Annotated in this window: 22 protein-coding genes, 1 pseudogene and 1 riboswitch; of the genes and pseudogenes, 7 read left to right on the top strand and 16 right to left on the bottom strand. The window is 73.5% G+C overall.

All coding sequences use genetic code 11. The annotated features are described in order from the left end of the window. Window positions 1-45: 45 nt before the first annotated feature. The 6 genes from IE217_RS24085 to IE217_RS24060 all read right to left on the bottom strand — a co-directional run bounded on the left by IE217_RS24085 (window position 46) and on the right by IE217_RS24060 (window position 5193). The gene (locus tag IE217_RS24085) at window positions 46-990 is read right to left on the bottom strand and encodes a transporter substrate-binding domain-containing protein (protein ID WP_190180012.1); all 945 of its coding nucleotides are present in this window, start codon (window positions 988-990) and stop codon (window positions 46-48) included. Continuing rightward, the gene (locus IE217_RS24080; RefSeq protein WP_229865565.1) at window positions 987-2306 is read right to left on the bottom strand and encodes a methylaspartate mutase; all 1320 of its coding nucleotides are present in this window, start codon (window positions 2304-2306) and stop codon (window positions 987-989) included. The genes IE217_RS24085 and IE217_RS24080 overlap by 4 nt, the downstream gene beginning before the upstream one ends. A gap of 68 nt (window positions 2307-2374) precedes the next feature. Beyond that, window positions 2375-2836: a cobalamin B12-binding domain-containing protein gene (locus IE217_RS24075; RefSeq protein WP_229865563.1), complete on the bottom strand. Its 462-nt coding sequence runs from the start codon at window positions 2834-2836 to the stop codon at window positions 2375-2377. Window positions 2837-2951: 115 nt separating this feature from the next. After that, window positions 2952-3851, bottom strand: a complete 900-nt coding sequence (locus tag IE217_RS24070; protein ID WP_190180010.1) for a LysR family transcriptional regulator — start codon at window positions 3849-3851, stop codon at window positions 2952-2954. A 221-nt stretch (window positions 3852-4072) separates the two neighbouring features. Continuing rightward, a complete protein-coding gene (locus tag IE217_RS24065; protein ID WP_190180009.1) occupies window positions 4073-4339 on the bottom strand; it encodes a hypothetical protein in 267 nt (88 codons plus the stop codon). Between the two features lie 476 nt (window positions 4340-4815). Further along, window positions 4816-5193: an NUDIX hydrolase gene (locus tag IE217_RS24060; RefSeq protein ID WP_190180008.1), complete on the bottom strand. Its 378-nt coding sequence runs from the start codon at window positions 5191-5193 to the stop codon at window positions 4816-4818. Window positions 5194-5472: 279 nt separating this feature from the next. Here IE217_RS24060 and IE217_RS24055 point away from each other — a divergent pair, with 279 nt between their 5' ends. Next, window positions 5473-5940, top strand: coding sequence for a peptidoglycan-binding protein (locus IE217_RS24055; RefSeq protein WP_190180007.1), 468 nt, complete (start codon window positions 5473-5475; stop codon window positions 5938-5940). Window positions 5941-6040: 100 nt separating this feature from the next. Here the strand turns inward: IE217_RS24055 and IE217_RS24050 are convergent, their stop codons facing one another. From IE217_RS24050 to IE217_RS24015, 8 genes are all read right to left on the bottom strand, one after another. Beyond that, a complete protein-coding gene (locus IE217_RS24050; RefSeq protein WP_190180006.1) occupies window positions 6041-7009 on the bottom strand; it encodes an anti-sigma factor RsbA family regulatory protein in 969 nt (322 codons plus the stop codon). Next, a complete protein-coding gene (locus IE217_RS24045) occupies window positions 7006-7350 on the bottom strand; it encodes an STAS domain-containing protein (RefSeq protein WP_190180005.1) in 345 nt (114 codons plus the stop codon). Before IE217_RS24045 ends, IE217_RS24050 begins: the two co-directional genes overlap by 4 nt. Before the next feature lie 101 nt (window positions 7351-7451). Continuing rightward, entirely contained in the window at window positions 7452-10313 is a 2862-nt protein-coding gene (locus tag IE217_RS24040) for an AfsR/SARP family transcriptional regulator (protein WP_229865561.1), read from the bottom strand. A 191-nt stretch (window positions 10314-10504) separates the two neighbouring features. Then, window positions 10505-11848, bottom strand: a complete 1344-nt coding sequence (locus IE217_RS24035; RefSeq protein WP_190180004.1) for an FAD-dependent oxidoreductase — start codon at window positions 11846-11848, stop codon at window positions 10505-10507. Window positions 11849-11974: 126 nt separating this feature from the next. Continuing rightward, entirely contained in the window at window positions 11975-12163 is a 189-nt protein-coding gene (locus tag IE217_RS24030; RefSeq protein WP_190180003.1) for a DUF397 domain-containing protein, read from the bottom strand. Next, window positions 12147-13331: a helix-turn-helix domain-containing protein gene (locus IE217_RS24025; protein ID WP_190180002.1), complete on the bottom strand. Its 1185-nt coding sequence runs from the start codon at window positions 13329-13331 to the stop codon at window positions 12147-12149. The genes IE217_RS24030 and IE217_RS24025 overlap by 17 nt, the downstream gene beginning before the upstream one ends. A 17-nt stretch (window positions 13332-13348) precedes the next feature. Then, entirely contained in the window at window positions 13349-13918 is a 570-nt protein-coding gene (locus tag IE217_RS24020; protein ID WP_190180001.1) for an ATP-binding protein, read from the bottom strand. Window positions 13919-14168: 250 nt separating this feature from the next. Next, a complete protein-coding gene (locus IE217_RS24015; protein WP_190180000.1) occupies window positions 14169-15176 on the bottom strand; it encodes a LacI family DNA-binding transcriptional regulator in 1008 nt (335 codons plus the stop codon). 166 nt (window positions 15177-15342) lie between these two features. Then, window positions 15343-15409, top strand: a riboswitch (guanidine-III (ykkC-III) riboswitch). Between the two features lie 10 nt (window positions 15410-15419). Here IE217_RS24015 and IE217_RS24010 point away from each other — a divergent pair. Beyond that, window positions 15420-15734 (top strand): DMT family transporter, encoded by a 315-nt coding sequence (locus tag IE217_RS24010; protein ID WP_190179999.1) that lies wholly within the window; start codon window positions 15420-15422, stop codon window positions 15732-15734. On the opposite strand, the gene IE217_RS24005 is transcribed toward IE217_RS24010, so the two are convergent. Together IE217_RS24005 and IE217_RS24000 are read right to left on the bottom strand one after the other, a co-directional pair. After that, window positions 15718-16938 carry a PP2C family protein-serine/threonine phosphatase gene (locus tag IE217_RS24005; protein ID WP_190179998.1) on the bottom strand — a complete coding sequence of 407 codons (1221 nt, stop codon included), beginning with the start codon at window positions 16936-16938 and terminating at the stop codon, window positions 15718-15720. The two genes, IE217_RS24010 and IE217_RS24005, sit on opposite strands and share 17 nt — an antisense overlap. Further along, the gene (locus tag IE217_RS24000) at window positions 16935-18512 is read right to left on the bottom strand and encodes a sensor histidine kinase (RefSeq protein ID WP_190179997.1); all 1578 of its coding nucleotides are present in this window, start codon (window positions 18510-18512) and stop codon (window positions 16935-16937) included. Before IE217_RS24000 ends, IE217_RS24005 begins: the two co-directional genes overlap by 4 nt. Before the next feature lie 135 nt (window positions 18513-18647). Between IE217_RS24000 and IE217_RS23995 the strand changes: the two genes are divergently transcribed. From IE217_RS23995 to IE217_RS23975, 5 genes and pseudogenes are all read left to right on the top strand, one after another. Next, complete coding sequence (locus IE217_RS23995) at window positions 18648-19019, top strand: hypothetical protein (protein ID WP_229865560.1); 372 nt, start codon at window positions 18648-18650, stop codon at window positions 19017-19019. Window positions 19020-19022: 3 nt separating this feature from the next. Beyond that, window positions 19023-19454: a response regulator gene (locus tag IE217_RS23990; RefSeq protein WP_190179996.1), complete on the top strand. Its 432-nt coding sequence runs from the start codon at window positions 19023-19025 to the stop codon at window positions 19452-19454. 121 nt (window positions 19455-19575) lie between these two features. After that, entirely contained in the window at window positions 19576-20046 is a 471-nt protein-coding gene (locus IE217_RS23985) for an iron chaperone (protein WP_190179995.1), read from the top strand. Between the two features lie 200 nt (window positions 20047-20246). Then, window positions 20247-21096: pseudogene (locus IE217_RS23980) on the top strand (class I SAM-dependent methyltransferase); the annotation flags it as partial. 187 nt (window positions 21097-21283) lie between these two features. After that, entirely contained in the window at window positions 21284-21712 is a 429-nt protein-coding gene (locus IE217_RS23975) for a hypothetical protein (RefSeq protein ID WP_190180141.1), read from the top strand. Window positions 21713-21725 lie beyond the last annotated feature (13 nt).

Raw genomic sequence — 21725 nt, 5'->3', positions numbered from 1 at the left:
AAAGAATGACGGAAAGTCAGGGATAGGTGGTGTGGTGTCGGTGGGTCAGTGCAGTGGCACTGCGTAGTGCAGCCCGCCCCTGGTCCACAACTCGTTGAGTCCGCGCGGCACGGCCAAGCCGGCGGCGGGGCCCAGGTTGCGCTCGTAGACGTCCGCGTAGGTGCCGACCGCGTCCAGGACCCGTGCGGCCCAGTCCGTGTCGAGGCCCACGGCGGGCCCGTGCGCGCCTGCCGCCTCGGCGGCCCGGGCGAGAGCCTTGTCCCGCTCGGCCGCGTCGCCTGCCTCGACCGCCTCGTACTCGGCGGACAGCAGCAGTTGCAGCACCCACCGGCACAGCCGGAACCAGGACGCGTCGTCGTCGCGCACCGCGGCCGCCATCGGCTCGCGCGAGATGGCCGCATCGAGGATGCGGTGCGCCGACGGGTCCGCCAGCGCGGCCCGCTCACCGGCGAGCGCGACCCGGTCCAGTACGTAGGCGGCGCACTCGCCGGCGGCGTAGGCGGCGAGCGTCTCGCCCGGGGTGGCGAAGGCGACCGGTTCGACCGCGAGGCCCCGGCCGCCGTACCAGGACGCCAGGTTGGCCGCGCTCGTCGTGCCCGCCTGCACGGCCACGCGCCGCCCGGCCAGCTCCTCGGGGCGGGTGACGCCGCTGTCGGCCCGCACCAGGAAGCCCTCGCCGTCGTAGCAGGTGACCCCCGCGAACAGCACCGGCCAGCCGGCCTCGCGGCCCAGGGTCCAGCTGACGTTGCAGACGGTCAGTTCGGCCTCGCCCCAGGCCAGCCGGCCGAGCCGGTCGGCCGGGTCGGTGGGCACCCACTCGACCGCGTCCGGGCTGCCGAGGGCGGCCGCGGCCACGGCCCGCGCGACATCGGTGTCGAGGCCGCTCCACCGGCCGTCCTCGCCGCGCAGGGACAGCCCGCGGATGCCGCGGCTGACCGCGGCCCGCAGCGCCCCGCGCCCGCGCACGGCGTCCAGGGTGGGTGTGCTCATGACGCGCTCCTCGCCGAGATGGAGGGACGGCTCGTGAAGTGGCCGTGGGTCAGCTGCTCGCGGTCGAAGCGGCGCTCGTTGAAGCCGAGCATGCCGAGCAGCCCCTTGGCGCTGACCGGCCGGCGCCCGGTGCCGCCCCGGTCCACCCGCAGGGGCATCCGGCCGGCCTCCGCCCAGCGCAGCATGCCGCCCGGATCGACGTACGCCCGCGACCTGTTGGCGTTGTCCTGGTGCAGGCAGTACGGCACGTCCAGGTGGCCCCGCGAGAAGGCGCGGATCAGCGCCTCGCCGACGGTCGGCGCGAGCTCCAGGGTGCTGTCGACCAGCATCCTGGCCTCCTCGTAGACACCCGAGTCGGTCGCGCGGACCTGGGCCCCGGACTCGGTCCGGTTTCCCGGCTCGACCGGAGGCGTGGAAGGCAGCGCCGCTCGAGCGGCCTCGTCGCGCGCGATGGCGTCGGCGAACTCCAGCGCGTCCACGTTCTCGGCGATCGTCGGGATGCGGTGCGCCTCCGCCGGGGTCTTCACGATCAGCCGCTCGCTGCCGCTGCGCACCGCGAGGCGGACGCTCTCCTCCAGGATCCGGAACGACCCCACCAGGGTGCGCGGGAACACCCCCATGAACGTGTAGAGGACGACGTGCCAGTCGGCCCCCGCCAGGCGCTCTCCCGCGAGCCGGCGCAGCGCCGCGATCGCCTCCAGATCCTGCCCGGGGTGCGTCTGCTGCGCGTAGCTCAGGGAGATGTCGCTCAGGCCGTGCTCACGGAAGAACAGCGCCTCCAGCACGCTGAGCGCGACGAGCAGCGAGGGCGGGCACAACTGCCCCAGCATGCAGCCGCCGAAGCTCTCCAGGTGCATCGGCTCGGGCTGCGCCGCGATCAGTTCGCAGCAGCGCGCCCACGCCTTGACCGCCTCGCTGATCGGCGCCCGGCTGTAGGGCAGGCAGTACGAGACCGGGCCGCCCTCGGTGGCGTCGACACCGGCCGCCACCATCGCCTCGAACAGCGGGTACGGCAGCGCCGAGCCGTGTCTGACCTGGACGGGGAAGCCGTCCCCCGACACCTCGCCGAGCAGCCGCCGGGTCGCCGCCGGCCCGTGCGCGACGAGCGGGAAGCCGTTGAGCTCGGCGCCGGTGCGCAGGGCCTGGCGCGCGGAGTCGTGGTCGTTGACGCGGGTGTAGCTGTCCAGGGTGATCGTGCCGACCGCCGCGGCGTCGGCGGCCCGTACGCCGAGCAGCCCCTCCCGCATCGTCACCAGATCCCCGAAGCCCATCCGCGGCTGCACGACGAGACTGCCCTGCCGGCTCGCTTCGCGCACCCGGCGGGAAAAGCGTCCACGCGGCGCGACCCCGGCCACGGGAAAGGCGGATGTCCGTACGGCCGTGTTCACGCGGCGGCCCCCGAGGCGAGCGCCGGCCGGTCCGCGTTCTCGAGTGTCGCCAGGAATTCCTGGAAACCGTCGATCCCGCCGTCCGCCTCGAATACCGCGTCGAATCCGCTGAGCGCCAGTTCCTCGGCGTACACGATGTTCTCCGCGCCGCGCACACCGAGTTTTCCGCCGATGACCACCCGCAGGTCGGCGAGATCCGGCTCGCTGCGTATACGGCGGATGAGCCGCAGCCCGTCGAGGTGCCCGTGCCCGTTCACCGTGCTGATGACGAGCACGTCGGGGCGGGTGCGGCGGCACTCTTCGACGATGAGCTCGTCCGGCACGCAGGCGCCCAGATTGGTGACCTCGGCGCCCTGCTCCTCGAGCAGCAGCTGAAGAAAGACGAGGTTCCACATATGGGCATCGGAAGACACGCTCGACACGACAAACCTTTTCGCCGGGAGCATGACCTGAGACATGAGGAGTTCTCCTTGCCGCTGTTACTGTGACTCCTGAATTGTCCGTGCCGGATCATCGCGGAGTCCAGGAGAATTGTTCGGCATTGCAGATGGGGCTTATCGATCAGGTCGATATTCAGGCGTTACGGTATTCCTGCCCGAGGAATTCGATGACCTGCTCCACGAACACCTGCCGCTCACGCGACAGCTGCGACCCCTTGCGCCACGCCAGCTGGGTGAACAGCTCGAACGGCGGCTCCCACGCCAGCGGCGCCAGCGAACCGGCGCCCAGTTCGTCGGCGACCGTCATCCGCGGCAACAGGCTGATCCCGAGTCCGGCGCCGACCCCGCGCTTGATCGCCTCGATGTTGCCGAACTCCAGGAACGGCACCGGCTCGCCCGAGCCGTCGTTCAGCTCCGCCTCCAGCAGCTCCCGGTAGGCGCACCCCGCCTCCGGCGCGAGCACCGACTCCTGGCGCAGCTCGTCGGTGGGCACCTTGGTCTCGTCCGCGAGCCGGTGGCCGGGCGGCGCGACGAGGACCAGTGGCTCGACGCCCAGCACCTCGCTGTGCACACCGGAGTGCTGCGTCTCGGCCTCCATCAGGAAGCCCGCGTCGAACACGCCCTGCCGCAGCGAGTGCAGGGTCTCGGCGCACAGGCTGGGCCGCAGCGCGATCTGAAGCCGCGGGTAGCGGTGGTGGAAGTACTCCAGGACGGCCGGCATGCGGTAGGAGGTGATGCTCTCCATCGTGCCGACCGTCAGCACGCCCTCGGGGTGCGCGTGCGGCGACGCCACCCCCCGCGCCTCGTCCGCGAGCGACAGCATCTGCCCGGCGTACGGCAGCAGCCGCGTACCCGCGGGAGTGAGCTTGACCTTGCCCGCGACCCGCTCGAACAGCTCGCTGCCCAGGGACACTTCGAGGCTCTTGATCTGCGCGGTCACGCTGGACTGCGCGTAGTTGAGTTCGGCGGCCGCCCGGGTGAAACTCCCCAGCGCGGCCACACGGTGAAAGGTCCTCAGTTGCCGGATGTCCATCGGTCTCTCCCGGAGAAATGCGGACGGAATCGATCCACGGTGGTCGAGACATCGAGACTGCCGACCCGCCCCCGCCCGGCGGAAGGAGAACCCGGTGGCACACAGTGCCCACGGCAGCAATGTGCCGCGGCCCGTGCGGCGTTGTACGCGGCACGGGCCGAGGGCCTGATGGGGATTCGCCCCAGTGGTTGCGCTCTGAGCGCTCAGTGCCCGCTCAGCGCTCACCGCTCAGTGCTCACCGCCGGTCGGTGCGGTCCGGCGTCGGCCCCCGCCTCCGTGGCCGCCCCCGAGCGGACCGGCGCCGGCGGCTGGGGCATGGCCCGGACCTTCCGTACGGGGGAGAGCAGCACCGGCAGCGCGCAGGCGGGCGCGGCAAGCGCGCACACGGCCACCGTGGCACGCAGCCCGAACTGGCCCGCCGGCAGGCCACCGGCCGCGGCGCCGAGCGGCATGGTGCCCCAGATCAGGAAGCGGTTCGCCGCGTTCATCCGGGCGAGCATTCCGTCCGGAGTGGTCGCCTGGCGCAGACTGACCGCGTTCGTTCCAGATGCTGACCCCGACGGCGGTCACGGTGAAGCCGAGCAGGAGCCAGGGAACGGTTCCCGTGCGTGGGGCCCAGGCGGCCACGACGAACCCGGCGTTGAGGGCGGCGCCGACCACGATGGCCGGACCGACCCCGATCCGGGCGTTGAGCCTCGGGGTCGGCATCGACCCGGCCAGACAGCCCACTCCGGCCACCGCCAGCACGGTGCCTACCACGGCCGCGGACAGCGGCGCGGGACGCGGGCGTACTGGTCTCACCGGGCGACGAGTACACCAGCAGCCGCAGCCAGGCCGCCTTCGGTGTCCGCGTCGGCCTCAACGCCGACGCCGGCGACGACGAACTGCGCCGCGCCCTGCTGACCCTCCTGAGCCTGACCCACACCCGCCCGCCGGGCTGGACACCGGCCGGCGCGCACCGCGCTCACACCGGTGTGTGGCCCTCCAGATAGTCCCGGACGGCCTCGGGCAGCCCGGCCCCGGCGGTCTCCTCGAAGGGCGTCCAGCGGACCTGCTCCGGGCCGAGGCGTGCCTCCGAGGACGGATCGGAGCTCAGCAGGTGGCACACCACCGCGGACGACGGCTGAGCGCCCGCCCCCTCGGAGTGCAGCGTCGTGGAGCCGTCGACGAGGTAACCGGTGAGCTCGTACACCACGCGCGCCGCGGTGGCCGGCGTTCTCTCCGCGGGCTCCGGGCTGCCTGAGGGGAGCCCCCAGCCGCCGGAGAGCTCCACGAGCAGCAGACGCCCGTCGTCGACGACGACCGCCTCGACCGTGCCGCGTACGGTATCTCCCGACCCCACGACCCACCAGCCCCTTTCCCGCCCACCGAAACCTGCCCCGGCTGGCGCCCGCACGAGGCGGTGCCGGTGAGCAGCTTTCCATTCCCTACCCTCGCCGGCCCATTCCGAACGGGGTTCGCGGAAGGCCGAAAGACGTCTGCCGAGGCTCGAACTCCGCTGCCAGGATCGGCCTTTGGCACGGACCTTTGCCCATGCCGTTCGTGCACAGGGGAGAAGAGCCGAAGAGCTGAAGAGCCCCACGCCGTGGGGCTTCGGACCTCGCACCTCACGGAGAGACGCATGCGAAGCAGAATGCCGGCAAGGTCCCTCGTCACCCTCGGCGCGGTCGTGGCACTGGCCGCCGGGAGCCTGGCGGACGCGAGTGCCGGCTTCGCGGCATCCGGACCGGCCCAGCAGCACGCCGTGACCGCCCGGGCCGCCGCGCCCAGCGCGGTGGTCAACCTCGGCCTGAACACCACCCAGGCCAAGGGCTTCCAGCGCTGGCTGGCGGCGAACTGGGGATACAACGACTCCATCGACGGCCAGTTGGGCCCCAACAGCTGGAAGGCGGAGCAGCGCCACCTCAAGGCGTACTGGAACTACACAGGCGCCATCGACGGCATCGTCGGCAGCGGCACGGTGTCCGCCCTCCAGCGCTTCCTGAAGAACAACGGCTGGGGCTACAGCGGCCCCATCGACGGAATCGCCGGGTCCGGGACCCAGGCGGCATTCGCCACGTTCGCCAACTGGTGCGTGGCCAACTACTAGCCGACGACCGACCACCGAAGCGGAACGGCCGGAGCGCGTCGTTGGCGCCCCGGCCGTCCCTGTGGGCCCGCGGCACCGGGCATCACGCGCGCGGCGCCCGTCAGTTGCCGCAGGTCCGCAGCCGTACCGCCGTACCCTTCGGCCCGGTGCGCACCTGGACGGTGTCGCACAGCATGCCGACGCCCCAGATGCCGAACCCGGACTTCAGGGCCGACTGCGGGGGGACCCAGCTCAGGAACTCCTCGGGCTGCCAGTGGCCGGAGTCGGTGATCTCGCAGACCAGCCCGTTGTCGGGCCACGCCCTCAGGGTCACGGGCGGGTGGCCGTGGCGTACGGCGTTGGTGGCGACCTCCGTCACGGCGACCAGGAGGTTGTAGAGCGCGTCCCCCGCTATCGCGCACCGCCGGGCCTGCTCGGTGACGAAGACCCGCAGCGCGTGCAGGTCGGTGGGCCGGACCTCCATCGAGGCCGCGGAGCTCGGCGAGGGCGGCAGGGGCGTGCTGTCGACGCCGGCGACGAAGTCGTACGGGTCCCGGTAGTCGGGGTTCTCCCGCAGGCGGGCGCCCTCGTGGATCCTCGGGTGGGTCTGCCGCACCAGGGAGATGACCTCGGGGGAGAGCACCGAGGTGTTGTAGCAGCAGTAGCCGCGGAAGTCGGCGTCGGCGAAGCCCAGGTTGAAGATGGAGTCGTAGCGCACCCACTCCATCGCGTCCGGGTACTTCGACCAGTCGGCCGACGCCACCACCCACGCCGGACGGGTGCCCAGCGACCGGGCGACGGCCATCATGCCGGCCATGGCGCGCACGGGCGTGCTGTAGAAGTCCGACGGGTCGATGAACTGCACCGCCGGGGCGTCGGAGCCGAGCGAGTCGCGCAGCACCTCCGCCTCCTCGCGCGGTGTCACCGCGAACGCCGGGTCGCCTGCCTCGATGCCCTTGCGCAGGTGGGGCAGGGCGCCCGCGAGAAACTCCTGGTCGTCCCCGTAGAGGAGCGCGCAGTGCTGGACTCCCTGCCGCGCGCTCGTCCGGCCGGCCTCCATCGGCTGGTCAGCAGGTGCCTCGGCGGTCATGACATCCCCTTCCGCCCCTGGACGAGCCCGGGCAGACGTTCCCAACTCACGGTCAGCACAAGGTTCTCCAGCTGCGGCGACAGGTTGTCCAGGACGAGCCGGACGCCGTTGCCGCAACTCTCGACCAGGCAGGTCAGCAGGCGCAGCGCGCCGAGGTCGATGAAGCGCAGCCCGGCGAGGTCGAGGCGCACCTCGCCGCCCCGGGCGGCCAGCGGGGACAGCGTCTCCACGAGTTCCTGGTGCCGTGTGGCGTCGAGTTCGCCCTCCAGACGGAGGCCGGGGGGATCGGCCATCGGCGTGATCCGGAGCATGCGCTCCTCGGAGTGTGCAATGACTTCCATGAGGCCTGCCAGGTCCTGGGTCGGTGAACTCTTGGAGGGACTCGCCCGCTTCAGTGTGCGGGCGGCCGGTATAGCGGCGGTATACGCACCCCGTACGTCCGTCAGCCCACCGGCCGCTCCGACGGCGACGGAGGCGGCCCGACCCGCAGGGTCAGGCAGGCGGGGAAGAACGCGCTCCAGGCGTAACCGCGCCAGCGCACGTACGCCCCGACGTTCGCGTCCGGCAGGAGGGTGGCGCGTGTCATGTGCTCCTGCGCCTCGCGGACCCTGCCCTCGTCGAACAGGATGAAGCTGATCTCGTTCAGGGCGAGGCCCTCCAGGGCGCGCTCGCCGATGTCCCGCGCCCGCGTCATGCTCTCCTCCAGGCAGGACAGCGCCTCCGCAGTCCGGCCCAGGCCGAGGTGGGCGCGGCCGAGGTTGCCCAGGCCGGTCACCTGGGCCATGCGGTCGCCGGCCTCGGCGGCGAGGGCGAGGTGCCGCCGCTGCACGGCGACGGACTCCTCGTACAGCTCCAGTTCGGCGAGGGCGTCCGCGAGGTTGCCGAGGGCGCGGCGCTCGCCGTCGCGGTCGCCGGTCTCCCGCCGGATCGCGAGCGCCGCCTCCAGGGACTGCCGCATCCTGTCGTAGTCCCGGTGCAGCCAGTGCACCGCGGACAGGTGGTCCAGGCCCCAGGCCTCGCTGTCCCGGTCGCCCAGGCGCCGGGCGGTGGCGATCACCACGTCGGCCAGGGTGCGCAACTCCCGGGCGCGGGCGTGCGGGTAGAGGTACCAGTGCAGCGGCCGCGCGAGCCGCACCGCGAGCCGGGCCGCGGCGTCGGACCGGGCGGCGGCGTGCGTGACGGCGGCCATCAGGTTGGCGCGCTCGGCCTCCAGCCACGCCTCGGCCTGCTCCCGGTCGGCGAGCGGAGCCGCCGGCGGGGTGCCGCCCGCGGGCGACGGCTCACCGGGGCGCCACGCCGACTGCGGCGGCACGTCGAGGAACGACACCGCCCGCTCGGCCGTGGCGAGGTAGAAGCGCAGCACGCGGAGCAGGGCCTGCTCGCGTTCGGCGGCCGGCTCCTGGGCGTCGACCTGCTCGCGGGCGAACAGGCGGATGAGGTCGTGCATCTGGTAGCGCCCGGGGGCGAGACTGTGCAGCAGATGCGCGTCGACCAGCCGTTCCAGCGCGTCCTCGGCCCGCCAGGTCTCCATGCCGAGCAGCGCGGCCGCCGCCTGGAGGCTCACGTTCGACCCGGGCAGCACCCCGCAGAAGCGGAACGCGCGCGCGGCGGCCGCGTCCGTGGGGTGCTCGCTCTGACAGAGCCCGTCGTAGCCGGCGTGGAAGCTGGCCCGTACGGACAGGTCGCCCACCCGGATCTCGTCCAGCCGGTTCTGCGCGTCGGCCAGCCGCTCCGCGAAGGCGCTCAGGGGCCAGCCGGGGCGCCCCGCCATCCGGGCGCCGACGATGCGCAGGGCCAGCGGAAGCCGGCCGCACATCTGCACGATCGCGTCGGTCGCCTCGGGCTCGGCGGCGACGCGCTCCGCGCCGACCAGCCGCTCCAGCAGGGCGGTCGCCTGGTCGTGGAACATGACGCCGAGGTGGAGGTGGGTGGCGCCCTCCAGGGAGGTGAGCATCTCCCGGCTGGTGATCAGCACGGCGCAGCCGGGACCGGCGGGCAGCAGCGGCCTGACCTGGTCGACGCCGGCCGCGTTGTCGAGCACGATCAGCATCCGGCGGTCGGCCACCAGCGAGCGGAAAGTGGCCGCCGCCTCCTCGGTGTTGGCGGGTACGGCCACGTCCGGTATGCCGAGCGTGGCGAGGAACCGGCCGAGCACCTCGCCGGGTTCCAGGGGCGTCAGTCCGGCGGTGGCGCCGTGCAGGTCGACGTAGAACTGGCCGTCGGGGAAGCGGTCGGCGAGCTGGTGGGCGGTGTGGATGGCCAGCGCCGACTTGCCCACCCCGCCGGCCCCGTCGATCACGGCCATCGCCACCTGCCCCTGGCCGCCGCCGGTCAGCAGCCGGTGCAGCACCGAGCTCTCGCCGGCCCGGCCGACGAACGTGGCGCTCAGATGCGGGAGTTCCCTGGGCACCAGGGCGGGTCTGCCCTCCGCCGTCTCCTGCTTGCCGTTCACCGGGTCTCCCGGCGCGGGCGTCCCGGCTCCCGGCTCACCGGGTTCCGCCGCCCCGGCCCGTGGTCCGGGCCCGAGCAGCAGCGACGCGTCGGCCCGCAGGATCCGCTGGTGGAGCTGTTGCAGGGGCGGCCCCGGCTCGATGCCCAGCTCCTCCGCCAGCAGGTGCCGCAGCTCGCGGTAGGCGGCCAGCGCGTCGGCCTGCCGGCCCGCCCGGTACAGCGCCAGCATGAGCCGGCCCCGCAGCCCCTCGCGCAGCGGATGCTCGCTGACCAGCGCGTCCAGCTCGTCGAGCACCGCCTCGTGGCCGCCGAGCCGCAGCCGCGCCTCGATGTGCGACTCCCGCGCCTGCGTGCGGTACGCCGCCAGGCGCATCGTCTCCGCCTCCACGGCCGGTGTCGGCGGTACGTCCGTGAAGGGTGCGTCGCGCCACAACCGCAGCGCCTCGCCGAGCAGTTCGGCGGCGGCCCCGGCAGCCCCGCGCGCCAGCTCGCGGCCGCCCTCGTCGACCAGTTCCGTGAAGCGGTGCGCGTCGACCTCGCCGGGCCGCACGATGAGCCGGTAGCCGTGCGCCCGGTACCCCTGCGCGTGCGTCACCAGCAGCCGGCCCGACTCGTCCCCCAGCGCCCGCCGCACCCGGGAGACGTATTGCTGGAGGATCTTGCCCGCGCTCCGCGGGGGACGGGCGCCCCACAGCTCCGCGACCAGCCGGTCGGTGGAGACCACCTGGTTGGCGTCGCACAGCAGTACCGCGAGCAGCATCCGCCACTTCGCCGGGGCGAGGGGTATCTCCTCGCCGCCGCGCCACAGCCCGAGCGGACCGAGGACCCGGTACCGCATGTCGTGCTCCGTCACTCGTCTCCTTCCCGTGCGGCCCGGAAGGGGTGTGTCGTGGGACCGTACTCGTGCGCCGGCCGGTGAACCGGCCGGGGGCCGCCGGCCCGGCGCCCACCAAGTGGTACGTGAACGCCTGGCGTGGGGTTCGAACATCCTGGGGGCAATCCCTGTACGGCGCAAGGAAGTTGCCGTCGTGCCCGCTCCAGGGTCTAAGGGCGGGCGGGCGAGCGGCGGGCGGCGAGCAGGCTGCGCACGACGGTGGCGGGCCGCAGGGCCGAGCCGGGCGGGGCCAGCAGATGCTGCATGTCCAGTACGACGCGATGGGCGCCGGCCGAGACATGGCTGGCCAGCACGACCTGGCGGACGTAGCGGTTGACCAGGTCGGTGCCTGGCGGCCGGTGGCCGACCGTCTCCGGGTACATGAAGTCGCCGCCCGTGGCCACCTGCCAGGGCCCGGCGATCACCTTGGCGGCCGCACGGTAGTAGGCGCGGGCCATCGCGGAGGAGGCGGTACCGAAGCGGTCCAGGCAGCGGCCGAGTCGCACCGCCTCCAGGGCGGCGACGCTCATCCCCTGCCCGTACACGGGGTTGAGGCTGCACAGGGCGTCCCCGATGGCGACATGGCCGGCCGGGGGCCGCCGCAGCCGCTCGAAGTGGCGCCTGCGGGACCGCGGATGGGTGAACCTGCGGGCGTCGCCCTCCTCCAGCGGTTCGGCGTGGGCGACCAGTTCGCCGATGTGCCCGGTCGGCAGCTCCGCGGCGAACTTGGCGAACCCCTGCGGGTCGACGGGCGCGTGGGCGCCGTGCCAGCCGGCGAGGGTGACCATCCACCGGCCGCCCTCGACGGGCAGGACGGCGGCCGCCCGCTTGTCGTGCGGTGGCACCCCGGCTATGAGGTACAACAGCGCGCCGTCCCGCAGCCGTTCGCCGGGGCCGCGCCGCAGCAGCCGGGTGGTGTACCCCACGTCGACCTTGACGGTGGCGACCTCGGGCACCGGAGCGCCCAGGGCCTGGAGCCACTTGTCGGTACGGGCGCCGCCGTGTCCGGTGGCGTCCACGACCAGTTCGGCGGCGAGCCGTTCACCCCCGTCCAGTTCGACCCCGCTCACCCGCTCCGCGTTCCCGGTCAGCCCGCTCACCGCGATACGGTCGCGGATCCGCACGCCGGGCAGGGCGGCGACGCGGGACCTGATCGCGTACTCCAGGAAGGCGCGGCTGAGGCTGATCCCGCGCAGACCGGTGTCGAGGCGCAGCCGGTGGCCGCCCATCTGGTGGAAGAGGACGTCCGCGCCGGGGTCGAAGGGCACGGCCCCGCCGGCCAGCAACTCGTCGGTGAGACCGGGGAACAGCTCCTCGCAGGTGTTCTGGCCGCTGACGAGGAGCGCGTGCGCGTGGCCGCCCTGCGGCACACCGCGCCGGTCCCGGGCGTCGTCCGGCAGCGTGTCGCGGTCCAGGACCGTCACCCGGTCGAACCGGCCGGCCAGGGCGCGCGCCGCGACAAGCCCCGCCATCGACCCGCCGATGACCACCGCATGCGCACCGACCGAACCCATGGGCCCTCCCCACCGCACAGCACCGCGCCGGCGCCGCGATCGTTCACGGCGCCGGGGCGGAGTTTAGAAGGGCGGTGTGGCCTGTGTCACTCGTTCTCAACCGCCCTCAGCCGTCGTCAACCGTCCTCAGCCGTCCGCGAGGGACGCGAGGAACGACCGCCAGGCCCCCGCCCCGCAGCGGAACCGGGGACCCTCGGGGTCCTTGCTGTCCCGGACGTGGACGACGTGCCCGTCGTCGGCGACCTCCACGCAGTTCCCCCCGTTGCCCATGCTGCGGCTGCTCCTGCGCCAGCGCGGCTCACTCCGGTCCGTCATCGATTTCCCTTCTCAGCCGGCGTATCAGCACGCGTGAGCCGTGCGGCGACAGCGCGTTGGCCTGGATCAGGTTGAACGCCAGCTGGTGCTGCCTGAGTTGACGGGGATCGCTGGTCACCTGACCCCCGATGAACGACTCGCCGTACAGGACGTCCGGGCCCTCCCGGAACCCCATGATCCGGAACGGCGTCATGCCCCCGGGGTGCTCCCGCACACTGAACGGGATCACCTGAAGGCACACCTTCGGCAGCTCGGCCACGGCCAGCAGGTGACCGAGCTGTTCGCGCATGGTCCGGCCGCCACCGACACGGCGCCGGAGCACCCCCTCGTCGAGCGCGATCATGATCTGCGGCGGATCCCGCCGCTCCAGGATGCGCTGCCGGTCCATCCGCGCGGCCACGAACTGCTCGATCCGCAGCGCCGGTGCCACCGGATGGGCGGTGGTGAAGACGGCCCGCGCGTAGTCCTCCGTCTGGAGCAGGCCGGGAACGGCGACGGTCTCGAATTCCTGCACGAAACTCGCCTGCTGCTCCAGCTCGACGACCTGCCAGAACCAGTCCGGGTAGGCCGACTTGACCAGCGAGGGCCACAGCGCCGCGAGCGCGCCGCCCGCGCCGAGCACCCGGTCGGCCTCCACGGCGAAGCCACGGGACGGCATCCGCCCGGCGCCCTCCGTACGCTCGACCACCGCCTCCGCGCACCGCAGCCGCTCGGCCACCTCCCGCCGCGTGAGCCCGGCGGCCAGCCGGTGCCGCCGCAACTCACCGCCGAACCGGTCCAGTACGGACACGAGGCTCCCCCCGCGCGCCCCCACGGCCACCGCCTCCTGCGCCTCCGCCGCGAGAGCCGGCCCCCGGCCGCCCGGCGCCTGCCAGGCCACCGTCCCGTCCGGCCCCAGCGCGGCCCGCGCGATCGGCACCGCCGGCGCCGCCGGACCCGGCCGGTCCGGGCCCGCCGGCACACGGCTGAGCAACCCCCAGGAGTGCACGCCCGGACGGGCTCCGGCGGACAGGGCCGCCTCGATGCAGGACCGCGCGCTCTGCTCCGTCGTACACGTGCCGCACGGCCCCTGCTGATGCCTGCTGTCGCAGACCTGGTGCACCTCCCACCCGTACAGGCTGCCGTCGTCCGGGGCCACGGGCGCGCCCCGGCCCTGGCCCTGGCTCACGCCGTCCACCGTTCCCCTCACCGCTGCCCGACCGCGAGGGTGCACCAGGTCGTCTTGCGGCCGCGGCGGTCGCGCCGCGCGCCCCAGGCCGAGGCGATCGCCTGCACGAGGAACATGCCGCGGCCCTGCTCCTGGTGGGGATCCGCCCGGTGGACCACCGGCTGCGCCCCGGAGCCGTCGGTGACCTCGATCAGCAGCCGGTCGCCGATCTGCATCAGGTCCAGCGTGATCGGTGTGCAGGGCGCGTACTTGACCGCGTTGCCGACCAACTCGCTGACCAGCAGCCGGCCGTCGTCGACCGTCCCGGGCGGGCAGCCCCACGCGGTCAGGGCCGTGCCCACCACCGCGCGCACCCTGCCCACCTCGGCCGCCATGGGCCGCAGATGCAGGTGCACGTGGCGGCCGAAGGCGAGGTCGCAGTCCTCGCACTCCAGCCCCGGCGGGCCGCCGGCCCGGCCGCCGCCCCCGCCGTGGCCCCCGTACCCGTGACTCCCGCCCCCGTGGCCCCCGTCGCCGTGACCAGTGACGGCGGGCGGCACCGCGTCCTCGTGCGCCGCCCGGCGATGCGGTTCATGCAGGTACGTCACGTTGTTCCCCTCCGCCGTACCGTGCCCGCGACGGCCGGACCGGTGCCCGGTCCCGGGCCCTGTGCGTCCAGCGAGGAACGCTCGTTCCGCGCGATTGCAGGCATGGGTGCCCTCCCGACGGCCGTGCACCGAGGCGGCGGCTCCACCGCGGCGTCCGGGCCCACCCTTCACGGCCGGGGCCGAGCGGCGGTATACCGGCGGTATCCGCGACGCCGGGTGGGACGAGTGCGCAGCTCAGGAGGGAGGCCGGTTAGACGCGGCCGAGGGTGCTCTCGCGGCGTACGAGGCAGTGGCCGGCGTGGATGCGGCGCGGCTCGTGCCGGGCGCCGCCCAGCCGGGACAGTACCGACTCCACCGCCTGCCGGGCGATGAAGGCCTTGTCCGGGGAGACGGAGGTGAGGGTGACGGCTCCGAACCGCCCCTCCACCACGTCGTCGAAACCCACGACTGCGACGTCCTCGGGTACGCGCAGTCCGCGCTCGTGCAGGACGCGCATGGCTCCGATGGCGATGAGGTCGTTGTAGGCGAAGACGGCGTCGGGGCGGTGGCCGGCGTCCAGCAGCGCGGCCATGGCGGCGGCGCCGTCGGCGTGTCCCCAGCCGTCGGTCGCGGCGATCAGCCGGTCGTCGGCGACGAGTCCGGCCTCGTCCAGGGCCTGGCGCCAGCCGAGCAGCCGCAGCCGGGCGGGCTGGCTGCTGCCGCGGCGGGCGCCGAGGAAGGCGACGTCGCGCCGTCCCAGGGACAGCAGATGGCGCACCGCCTCGCGCGCGGCGGCGACGTTGTCGATGGCGATGTGGTCGTAGGGGAGGTCGTACTCCCGCTCGCCGAGCAGGACCACCGGCACCTGCTCCGCCCGCTCCTCGAGGTCCTCCGCCTCCAGTTCGATGGGGCTGAGGATGAGACCGTCGATGACGCGGGTGCGGAATCCCTGGCTGACCAGGATCTCCCGCTCCCGGCGGCCGCCGGTGTGGTCGAGCAGGACCGTGTAGTCGTGCGCCGCCGCCGCGTCGACGATCTCGGCGGCCAGTTCGGCGAAGTAGGGGTTGCCGAGCTCCGGGAGGGCCAGTGCGACGATCCCGGTACGGCCCTTGCGCAGATGACGGGCCGTCAGGTTCGGTCGGTAGCCCAGCTCGTCGATCGACCTCTGCACGCGCGCCCGCATCGCCTCGGTGACGTGCGGGAAGTCGTTGACGACGTTGGAGACGGTCTTGACGGAGACGCCCGCGTGCAGCGCGACGTCCTTGAGGCTCACCCGCACGAGGCTCCTTCCGGATCCGGGCAGGGGCCCCGGGGCCCAGGATTTCCATCGTTATACGCGGCGCGGCCGACCGGTGGCAAGGGTTCGCGCGCGGCCCTCGGCACCGGCCCTCCGCGCGCACCCGGTAGCGGGGTTTGCCATCCCGCACGGGGTGTGAAACGTTGGCCGGGAGCCCGGACAGGGGGCTTCCGGACGAGGGGTGCCGTACCCGGTGTGCGACAAGACGGCCCGCTGGAGGCTGCCGTGTCCTGGCTGGTTCTCGTCGTCTCGGGCGTCCTGGAATCCGTGTGGGCCTCGGCCCTCGGCGCTTCCGCGGGCCTCAGCCGGCTCACCCCCGCCCTGATCTTCGCCGTGGCCCTGACCGGAAGCATGGGCGGGCTGGCGTACGCGATGCGCGAGCTGCCCCCCGGCACCGCCTACGCGGTGTGGGTGGGCATCGGCGCGGTGCTCACCGTCCTGTACGCCATGCTCACCGGCCGCGAACCGGTGTCCGTGCTGAAAGTGCTGTTCCTGACCCTGATCGTCGCCGGCGTCGTCGGCCTCAAGGCCGTGCGCTGAGGGCCCCGCCGCTCCCGGGCGCGCTCCCGGGCGCACCGAAGTCCCAGTCGAGACGCAGGACGGCCAGATCGTCCGTGTGCCGGTCGGCGTTGAGGGTGCGGGTGCGGGCGATGAGCTGGTCGAGGTGGGCGCCCGGATCGTCGGTGCGGATCGTGTCGATGACGCGCAGCAGCCCGTCCACGCCGAGCCGGTCGTCGGCCCGGCCCGCGTAGCCCTCGACGAGTCCGTCGGTGTAGGCGATGAGCGCGCCTCGGGCGGGCAGGGCGAGCGTGGTGGGCTGCCACTTGCCGAGGCCGGGGACGATGCCGAGGGCCACCCCGTGGGCGGCGGTGACCTCACGGGCACCCTCGGCGGTGATGAGCAGGGGCTCGTGGTGACCGGCCAGGTGCAGGGTGAGGGTGGCCGCGTCCGGGTTGAGGGTGATCAGGGTGCAGGTGGTGAACAGGTCGTTGCCGGCCCGTTCGGCGATGTGTATGCGCTCCAGCAGATGGAGCAGCTGCTCGTCGCGGTGGCCGCCGAGGGTCAGCGCGCGCCAGGCGATGCGCAGGCACACGCCGAGCGCCGCCGCGTCCGGGCCGTGGCCGCTGACGTCCCCGATGACGGCGTGGACGTGCCCGTCGTCGGTCTGCACGACGTCCAGGAAGTCACCGCCCAGCAGGGCCTGCGCGCGTCCGGGGTAGTAGCGGCTGGAGGCGGTGACGGCGGCCGGGCCGAGCAGGGGCTGGGGCAGCAGGCCGCGTTCGAGGCGTGCGTTCTCCTCCGCCCGCAGCCGGCCGATCTGGAGCGCGGCGTTGGTCCGCTCGGCCTGCTTGCGCTGTACGGCGTAGCGCACGGCGCGCTGCATCAGGTCCGGTTCGACCTTGCCCTTGACGAGGTAGTCCTGGGCGCCGGCCGCCAGCGCCTCCACTCCCGCGCGCGGCTCCTCCAGCCCGGTCAGCACGATGATCGCGGCGTCGGTGCCGGTCTGGACCGCCTGGACCGTCTCCACTCCGGACACGTCGGGCAGGTGCAGGTCGAGCAGGACGCAGTCGGCCGGCCGCGAGGCCAGGGCGTCGCGCGCGTCGGCGGCCGTGCGGCAGCGCGCGAGAGTGTGCGGGAGGTCGGTGTCGTAGAGGAGTTCCTCCACCAGGAGGGCGTCCCCGTCGTCGTCCTCGACCAGCAGGATGCGGTACCGCTCCGCCTGCCCCGCGGGGTGCTCGCTCACGGCTGCGTCTTCCTGTCCGGGGCCGCGGGCTCCTGCGCGGCGGCGGGGAGGGTGAAGACCACGCGGGTCCCCGCCGTGTGGCCGGGGTCGATTCCGATCGTGCCGCCGTGGAACTCCACGACCTTCTTGCACATCGCCAGGCCGATGCCGGTGCCGGGGTAGGCGTCCTTGGTGTGCAGCCGCTGGAAGAGGACGAAGACCTTCTCCCGGTACTCCGGGGCGATGCCGATGCCGTTGTCCGTCACCGCGAACTCCCAGGTGTCACCGAGCAGTTCGGCGCTGATCCGGACGCGCGGCGGCCGGTCGGGGCTGCGGAACTTGACGGCGTTGGACAGCAGGTTCTGCCACAGCATGCCCAGCTGGGTGCTGTCCCCGACGACGGTGGGCAGCGGGTCGTGGGTGACCTCCGCCCCGCTCTCCTCCAGGGCCACGCTGAGGGCGTCGAGCGTCTTGTCCAGCACCTCCTCCAGGTCCACGGTGCGGTGCTCGTTGTGGACGCGGCCGACCCGGGAGAAGGCCAGGAGGTCGTTGATGAGGACCTGCATGCGGTTGGCGCCGTCGACGGCGAAGGCGATGTACTGGTCGGCCCGCTCGTCCAACTGGCCGCCGTAGCGCCGCTGGAGGAGCTGGGTGAAGCTGGACACCTTGCGCAGCGGCTCCTGCAGATCGTGCGAGGCGACGTAGGCGAACTGCTCCAGCTCCGTGTTGGACCGCTTCAGGTCGGCGGCCTGCTCGTCCAGCAGCGTGCGGGACGCCTCACTGAACTGGAGCTCCTCCACCAGGCGTCGGCGCATCGAGTCCACGTCCCCGGCCAGCCGCCGCAGATCCGCGGGCCCGGCGCCCTCCAGGGAGCGGTCGAAGCGGCCCTGCGCCACCTCACGGGCGGCCACGCCGAGCCGGCCGAGCGGGGCGGTGATGCCGCGGCGCAGCCCCTCGAAGACCAGGCACGCCACCGCCACGATGACCACGGCGATGCCGGAGAACACCCAGTTCCGCAGGGTGACGGCGTGCCGCAGGTCACGACTGGCCGCGGCGCGCTCGCCCTCCAGGTGGGCCTGCTGCCGCGCCATGGCGCGGCGCAGCGAGTCGAAGGTGGCCTTGCCCTCCGTCGCCCGCTGCGTGGCCAGTCGCACGGCCTCCGCGGCGGGGGCGGACGAGACGGGGCGGGCGATCCGCTCCTGCCAGGTGCCGGCGAGCTTCTCCACGGCCGTGAGGTCGGCGGAGGCCTGGGCGTCGCCGGCGACCAGCGGCCGCAGTCGCCGCAGCGCGGTCCGCTCGGCGCTCACGCCCTGCGCGTACGGCTCGAGGAAGTCCGCGCGGCCCGACAGCCCGTAGCCGCGCACGCCGGTCTCCTGGTTGACCAGGGACTGCTCCAGCCGCATCGACGCGATCAGGGCGGGGGAGCGCCGGTCGACCAGCTCGGTGGTGATCTGCGAGGTGCGCCACATCGCCCAGCCGCCCACGGACCCCAGCACGGCCAGGACGGCCAGGGTGGTGGCGACTCCGGTGCGCAGCCAGCGCCGGGTGGACCAGCCGGAGAAGGCACTCGCGGTGCCGGACGGCTCACTGCTCATCGCGGTCGCGATCCCTCCCTCTCCAACTCGGCTCCTGGCCGTTCCGGTCACGGCCGGCCGCGTGGCAAGCACACTGTACCCGCGCCCTGACAACGTATGTTGTCCCCTGTGCGATCAACGCCGTAGGGTGGCGGCATGCCCGGTCCGCCGTTCCCCTCGCGTCCGCCCGGCGGCGAGACCGCCGCGCTGGTGACCCAGGTGGTCGACGAACTCGCCCGGCGGCTGGCCGGACAGAGCGTCACGGCGCCCGAAGGCCCCCCCGACACCGCCGACGACGCCCGGCACTACGCGCTGGTGCGCCTGCGCGTGCTGGCCGGCGTCAAGCAGGCCGTACGGAACCTGGAGGACCAGGCGGCGTACGCCGCGGCCGCCAGCGGCGCCGGGTACCCCGAGATCGGCCGGGCCGTCAGCATGAGCCGTCAAGGAGCCCGGCGCCGCTGGCCCGGACTCGTCACCAGCAGCACACACCATCCTGCCCCGCACCGACCCACCCCCCGGAGCCCGTGACTCATGTCCGCCGCCACCACCCGCCCCCACGACGTGCTGCTGGTCGAGGACGACATCGCCGACGCCATGCTCATCCAGGACGCCCTGGCCGAGCGCGGAACACGCAACCTCACCCAGGTCTCCGACGGCATCGCGGCCCTGGACTACCTGCGCGACGCGGACAACGAGCGTCCCGACCTCATCGTGCTCGACCTCAACATGCCGCGCATGAACGGGCGTGAGTTCCTGGCTGTGGTCAAGGAGGACCCCGACCTGCGGACCATCCCGGTCGTCGTCCTCACCACGTCCTCCGCACCCGACGACGTCACCGGCGCCTACCGCCACCACGCCAACGCCTACGTCACCAAGCCGGTGAACCTCGAGGAGTTCGAGGCCGCGGTCCGCAGCATCGACGCCTTCTACCTCGACATCGCCGTCAAGCCCCCCAAGGAGTAGCCCCCGAGGGCTCCTCTCCCGAAGGTCCCGCAAGCCGGTCACTTTTCGAGAAGCGCCGGGGCGCCGGGGATTCCTAGCATGGGAGCACCCCGTCAGGCGCGGCAACGAGAAGGAGACCGGCATGGGCACGCGGACGTCCGCCAGGAACACCGGCATCGGCCAGGAGCAGAACGGCACGTTCACCGACGAGGAACGCGACGCGATGAAGGAACGCGCGCGGGAGGTCAAGGCGGCCGCGCGCCGGGGGAGCGGCACGCAGGCCGACCCCGAGGGCGAAGTGCTCGCCAAGATCGCGGAGATGCCGGAGGCCGACCGCGTCCTCGCCGAGCGGATCCACGCCCTCGTCCGGGCCGCCGCGCCCGACCTCACCCCGAGGCTCTGGTACGGCATGCCCGCCTACGCGAACAAGGGCAAGGTCGTCTGCTTCTTCCAGAGCGCGCAGAAGTTCAAGTCGAGGTACGCCACGCTCGGCTTCAGCGACCAGGCGCGTCTCGACGACGGCGCCATGTGGCCGACGGCCTTCGCGCTCAGGGAGCTGACCACCGCCGACGAGGAACGGATCAGCGCGCTCATCCGCACGGCGGTCGGCTGACCGGTCGCCTGCTCGCGCCTTCACCCGGCGGTGAGCCGTTCCGGCTCGCCGCCGGCCGTCGCGGTCCCTGCGGCGCCGGCCGCCGAAGCGGGCGCGCGGCAGCGGAAGGCGGCAGGGCTCGCCGTACGTGCCCGAAGGCGCCCGCGTGCCTATGCCACTGCTCGGCCGGGATGCTGAGGCGCGGCGGCGAGAGGGGGCCCATGACCGGCGACCGGACCAGCGAACCCGACGGCACCGCGGTGCGCACTGCCCTGTGGCGGGCGCCGCACGTCCAGGCCGACGCACCGCCGCACGTGTTCGAGGACGAGATCGGCCTGCGGCTGGTGGCCCCCGGCGAGGGCCGGCGCAGCCGCCCGGACATGGAGCCGCGGGCGGCCAGCGGCTTCCGCGCGGCCGTCGTGGCCCGCGCCCGCTTCATCGAGGACCTGGTGGCCGAGCAGGCCGCCCTCGGCGTCACCCAGTACGTCGTCCGGGGAGCCGGCCTGGACACCTTCGCCCAGCGCAGGCCCGAGATCGCCTCCCGGCTGCGCGTCTTAGCGATCGACCAGCCGGGCACCCAGGCCTGGAAGCGCCGCCGCCTGGCCGAACTCGGCTACGACACCCCCGGCCGCCTCCACTTCGTGCCGGTCGACTTCGAGGCGGGCGAGTCGTGGCTGGGGCGGCTGGCCGGGGCCGGCTTCGACGCCCGCCGCCCCGCGGTCGTCGTCTCCACCGGCGTCACCATGTACCTCACCCGGGACGCCACCGCGGCCACACTGCGCGAGATCGTCACGCTCGCCCCCGGCTCGACGCTCGCCATGACCTTCCTGCTGCCGGCCGAGCACCTCGACGCCTCCGACCGCCCCGGCCAGCGCGCGAGCCAGGAGGGCGCCCGGTCGTCCGGCACGCCGTTCATCAGCTTCTACGCCCCCCGGCGACATGCTGTCCCTGGCCCGCGAGGCCGGTCTCGCGGACGCCCGGCACGTGGCGGGCAGGTCGCTCGCCGACCGCTACTTCGCCCACCGGCCGGACGGCCTGCGCCCGTCGACCGGCGAGGACTTCCTGCTGGCTGCCATCCGACCCGGCGGGTCCGTCGACCGGGTCACCGATCTCTCCATATTTCGTAAAGTGGGCGATTTCACCACCGTGACGGCCCCGAGGGCGGCCAGAGTTGCGGGCCTCGGCACCGGGCCGAGAGATGGGACGGCACACCGGCTCCGGACGGGGCCGGCGTGCCCGAACGTGAGAGGACGGATGCATGTCTGTTTCGCGCACCGCGGCCCGCCTGATGGCCGTCTGCGTGGCGTCGGGCGCCCTCGTCGCGGCGGCCGCCATGCCGGCCCTCGCCGACGGGGGCGGCCACGACCATGACGGCAGGCGCTACTCGCACAGCCACGAGGGCCGCCACTTCGGCGGGGACCACGACGACCGCCGTGACGCCGGCCGTCACCTGGGCCGGCAACACGCCTGGGACCGTGACCGGGACGGGGACCGGCATGACCGGTACCGGGACTGGGACCGGGACCGGGACCGTGATCACGACGGTGACGGCAGGCGCTTCGGTCACGAGGACCGGTACCTGGGCCGCCGCCACGGCGATGACCGCCGCCACGCCGACGACCGCCGTCACGAGCGTGACCGCGACCGCGACCGCGAGGGGATCCGCGACCACCGCCGGGAGCGCTAGGACCGCGTACCCT

Origin of the sequence: Streptomyces naganishii JCM 4654, from assembly GCF_014650575.1 — a bacterium.
Classification (GTDB): domain Bacteria; phylum Actinomycetota; class Actinomycetes; order Streptomycetales; family Streptomycetaceae; genus Streptomyces; species Streptomyces naganishii.
Note: the sequence above shows the minus strand (reverse complement) of the source record. Positions and strands in the feature narration are given on the sequence as shown.

Coding starts and splice junctions, on each gene's coding strand:
- IE217_RS23975 (WP_190180141.1), top strand. CDS start 21,284: ATGTCTGTTTCGCGCACCGCGGCCCGCCTGATGGCCGTCTGCGTGGCG.
- IE217_RS24070 (WP_190180010.1), bottom strand. CDS start 3,851: ATGGACATCCGGCAACTGAGGACCTTTCACCGTGTGGCCGCGCTGGGG.
- IE217_RS24085 (WP_190180012.1), bottom strand. CDS start 990: ATGAGCACACCCACCCTGGACGCCGTGCGCGGGCGCGGGGCGCTGCGG.
- IE217_RS24075 (WP_229865563.1), bottom strand. CDS start 2,836: ATGTCTCAGGTCATGCTCCCGGCGAAAAGGTTTGTCGTGTCGAGCGTG.
- IE217_RS24055 (WP_190180007.1), top strand. CDS start 5,473: ATGCGAAGCAGAATGCCGGCAAGGTCCCTCGTCACCCTCGGCGCGGTC.
- IE217_RS23985 (WP_190179995.1), top strand. CDS start 19,576: ATGGGCACGCGGACGTCCGCCAGGAACACCGGCATCGGCCAGGAGCAG.
- IE217_RS24030 (WP_190180003.1), bottom strand. CDS start 12,163: ATGACGGACCGGAGTGAGCCGCGCTGGCGCAGGAGCAGCCGCAGCATG.
- IE217_RS24035 (WP_190180004.1), bottom strand. CDS start 11,848: ATGGGTTCGGTCGGTGCGCATGCGGTGGTCATCGGCGGGTCGATGGCG.
- IE217_RS24045 (WP_190180005.1), bottom strand. CDS start 7,350: ATGGAAGTCATTGCACACTCCGAGGAGCGCATGCTCCGGATCACGCCG.
- IE217_RS24065 (WP_190180009.1), bottom strand. CDS start 4,339: ATGAACGCGGCGAACCGCTTCCTGATCTGGGGCACCATGCCGCTCGGC.
- IE217_RS24050 (WP_190180006.1), bottom strand. CDS start 7,009: ATGACCGCCGAGGCACCTGCTGACCAGCCGATGGAGGCCGGCCGGACG.
- IE217_RS23990 (WP_190179996.1), top strand. CDS start 19,023: ATGTCCGCCGCCACCACCCGCCCCCACGACGTGCTGCTGGTCGAGGAC.
- IE217_RS24000 (WP_190179997.1), bottom strand. CDS start 18,512: ATGAGCAGTGAGCCGTCCGGCACCGCGAGTGCCTTCTCCGGCTGGTCC.
- IE217_RS23995 (WP_229865560.1), top strand. CDS start 18,648: ATGCCCGGTCCGCCGTTCCCCTCGCGTCCGCCCGGCGGCGAGACCGCC.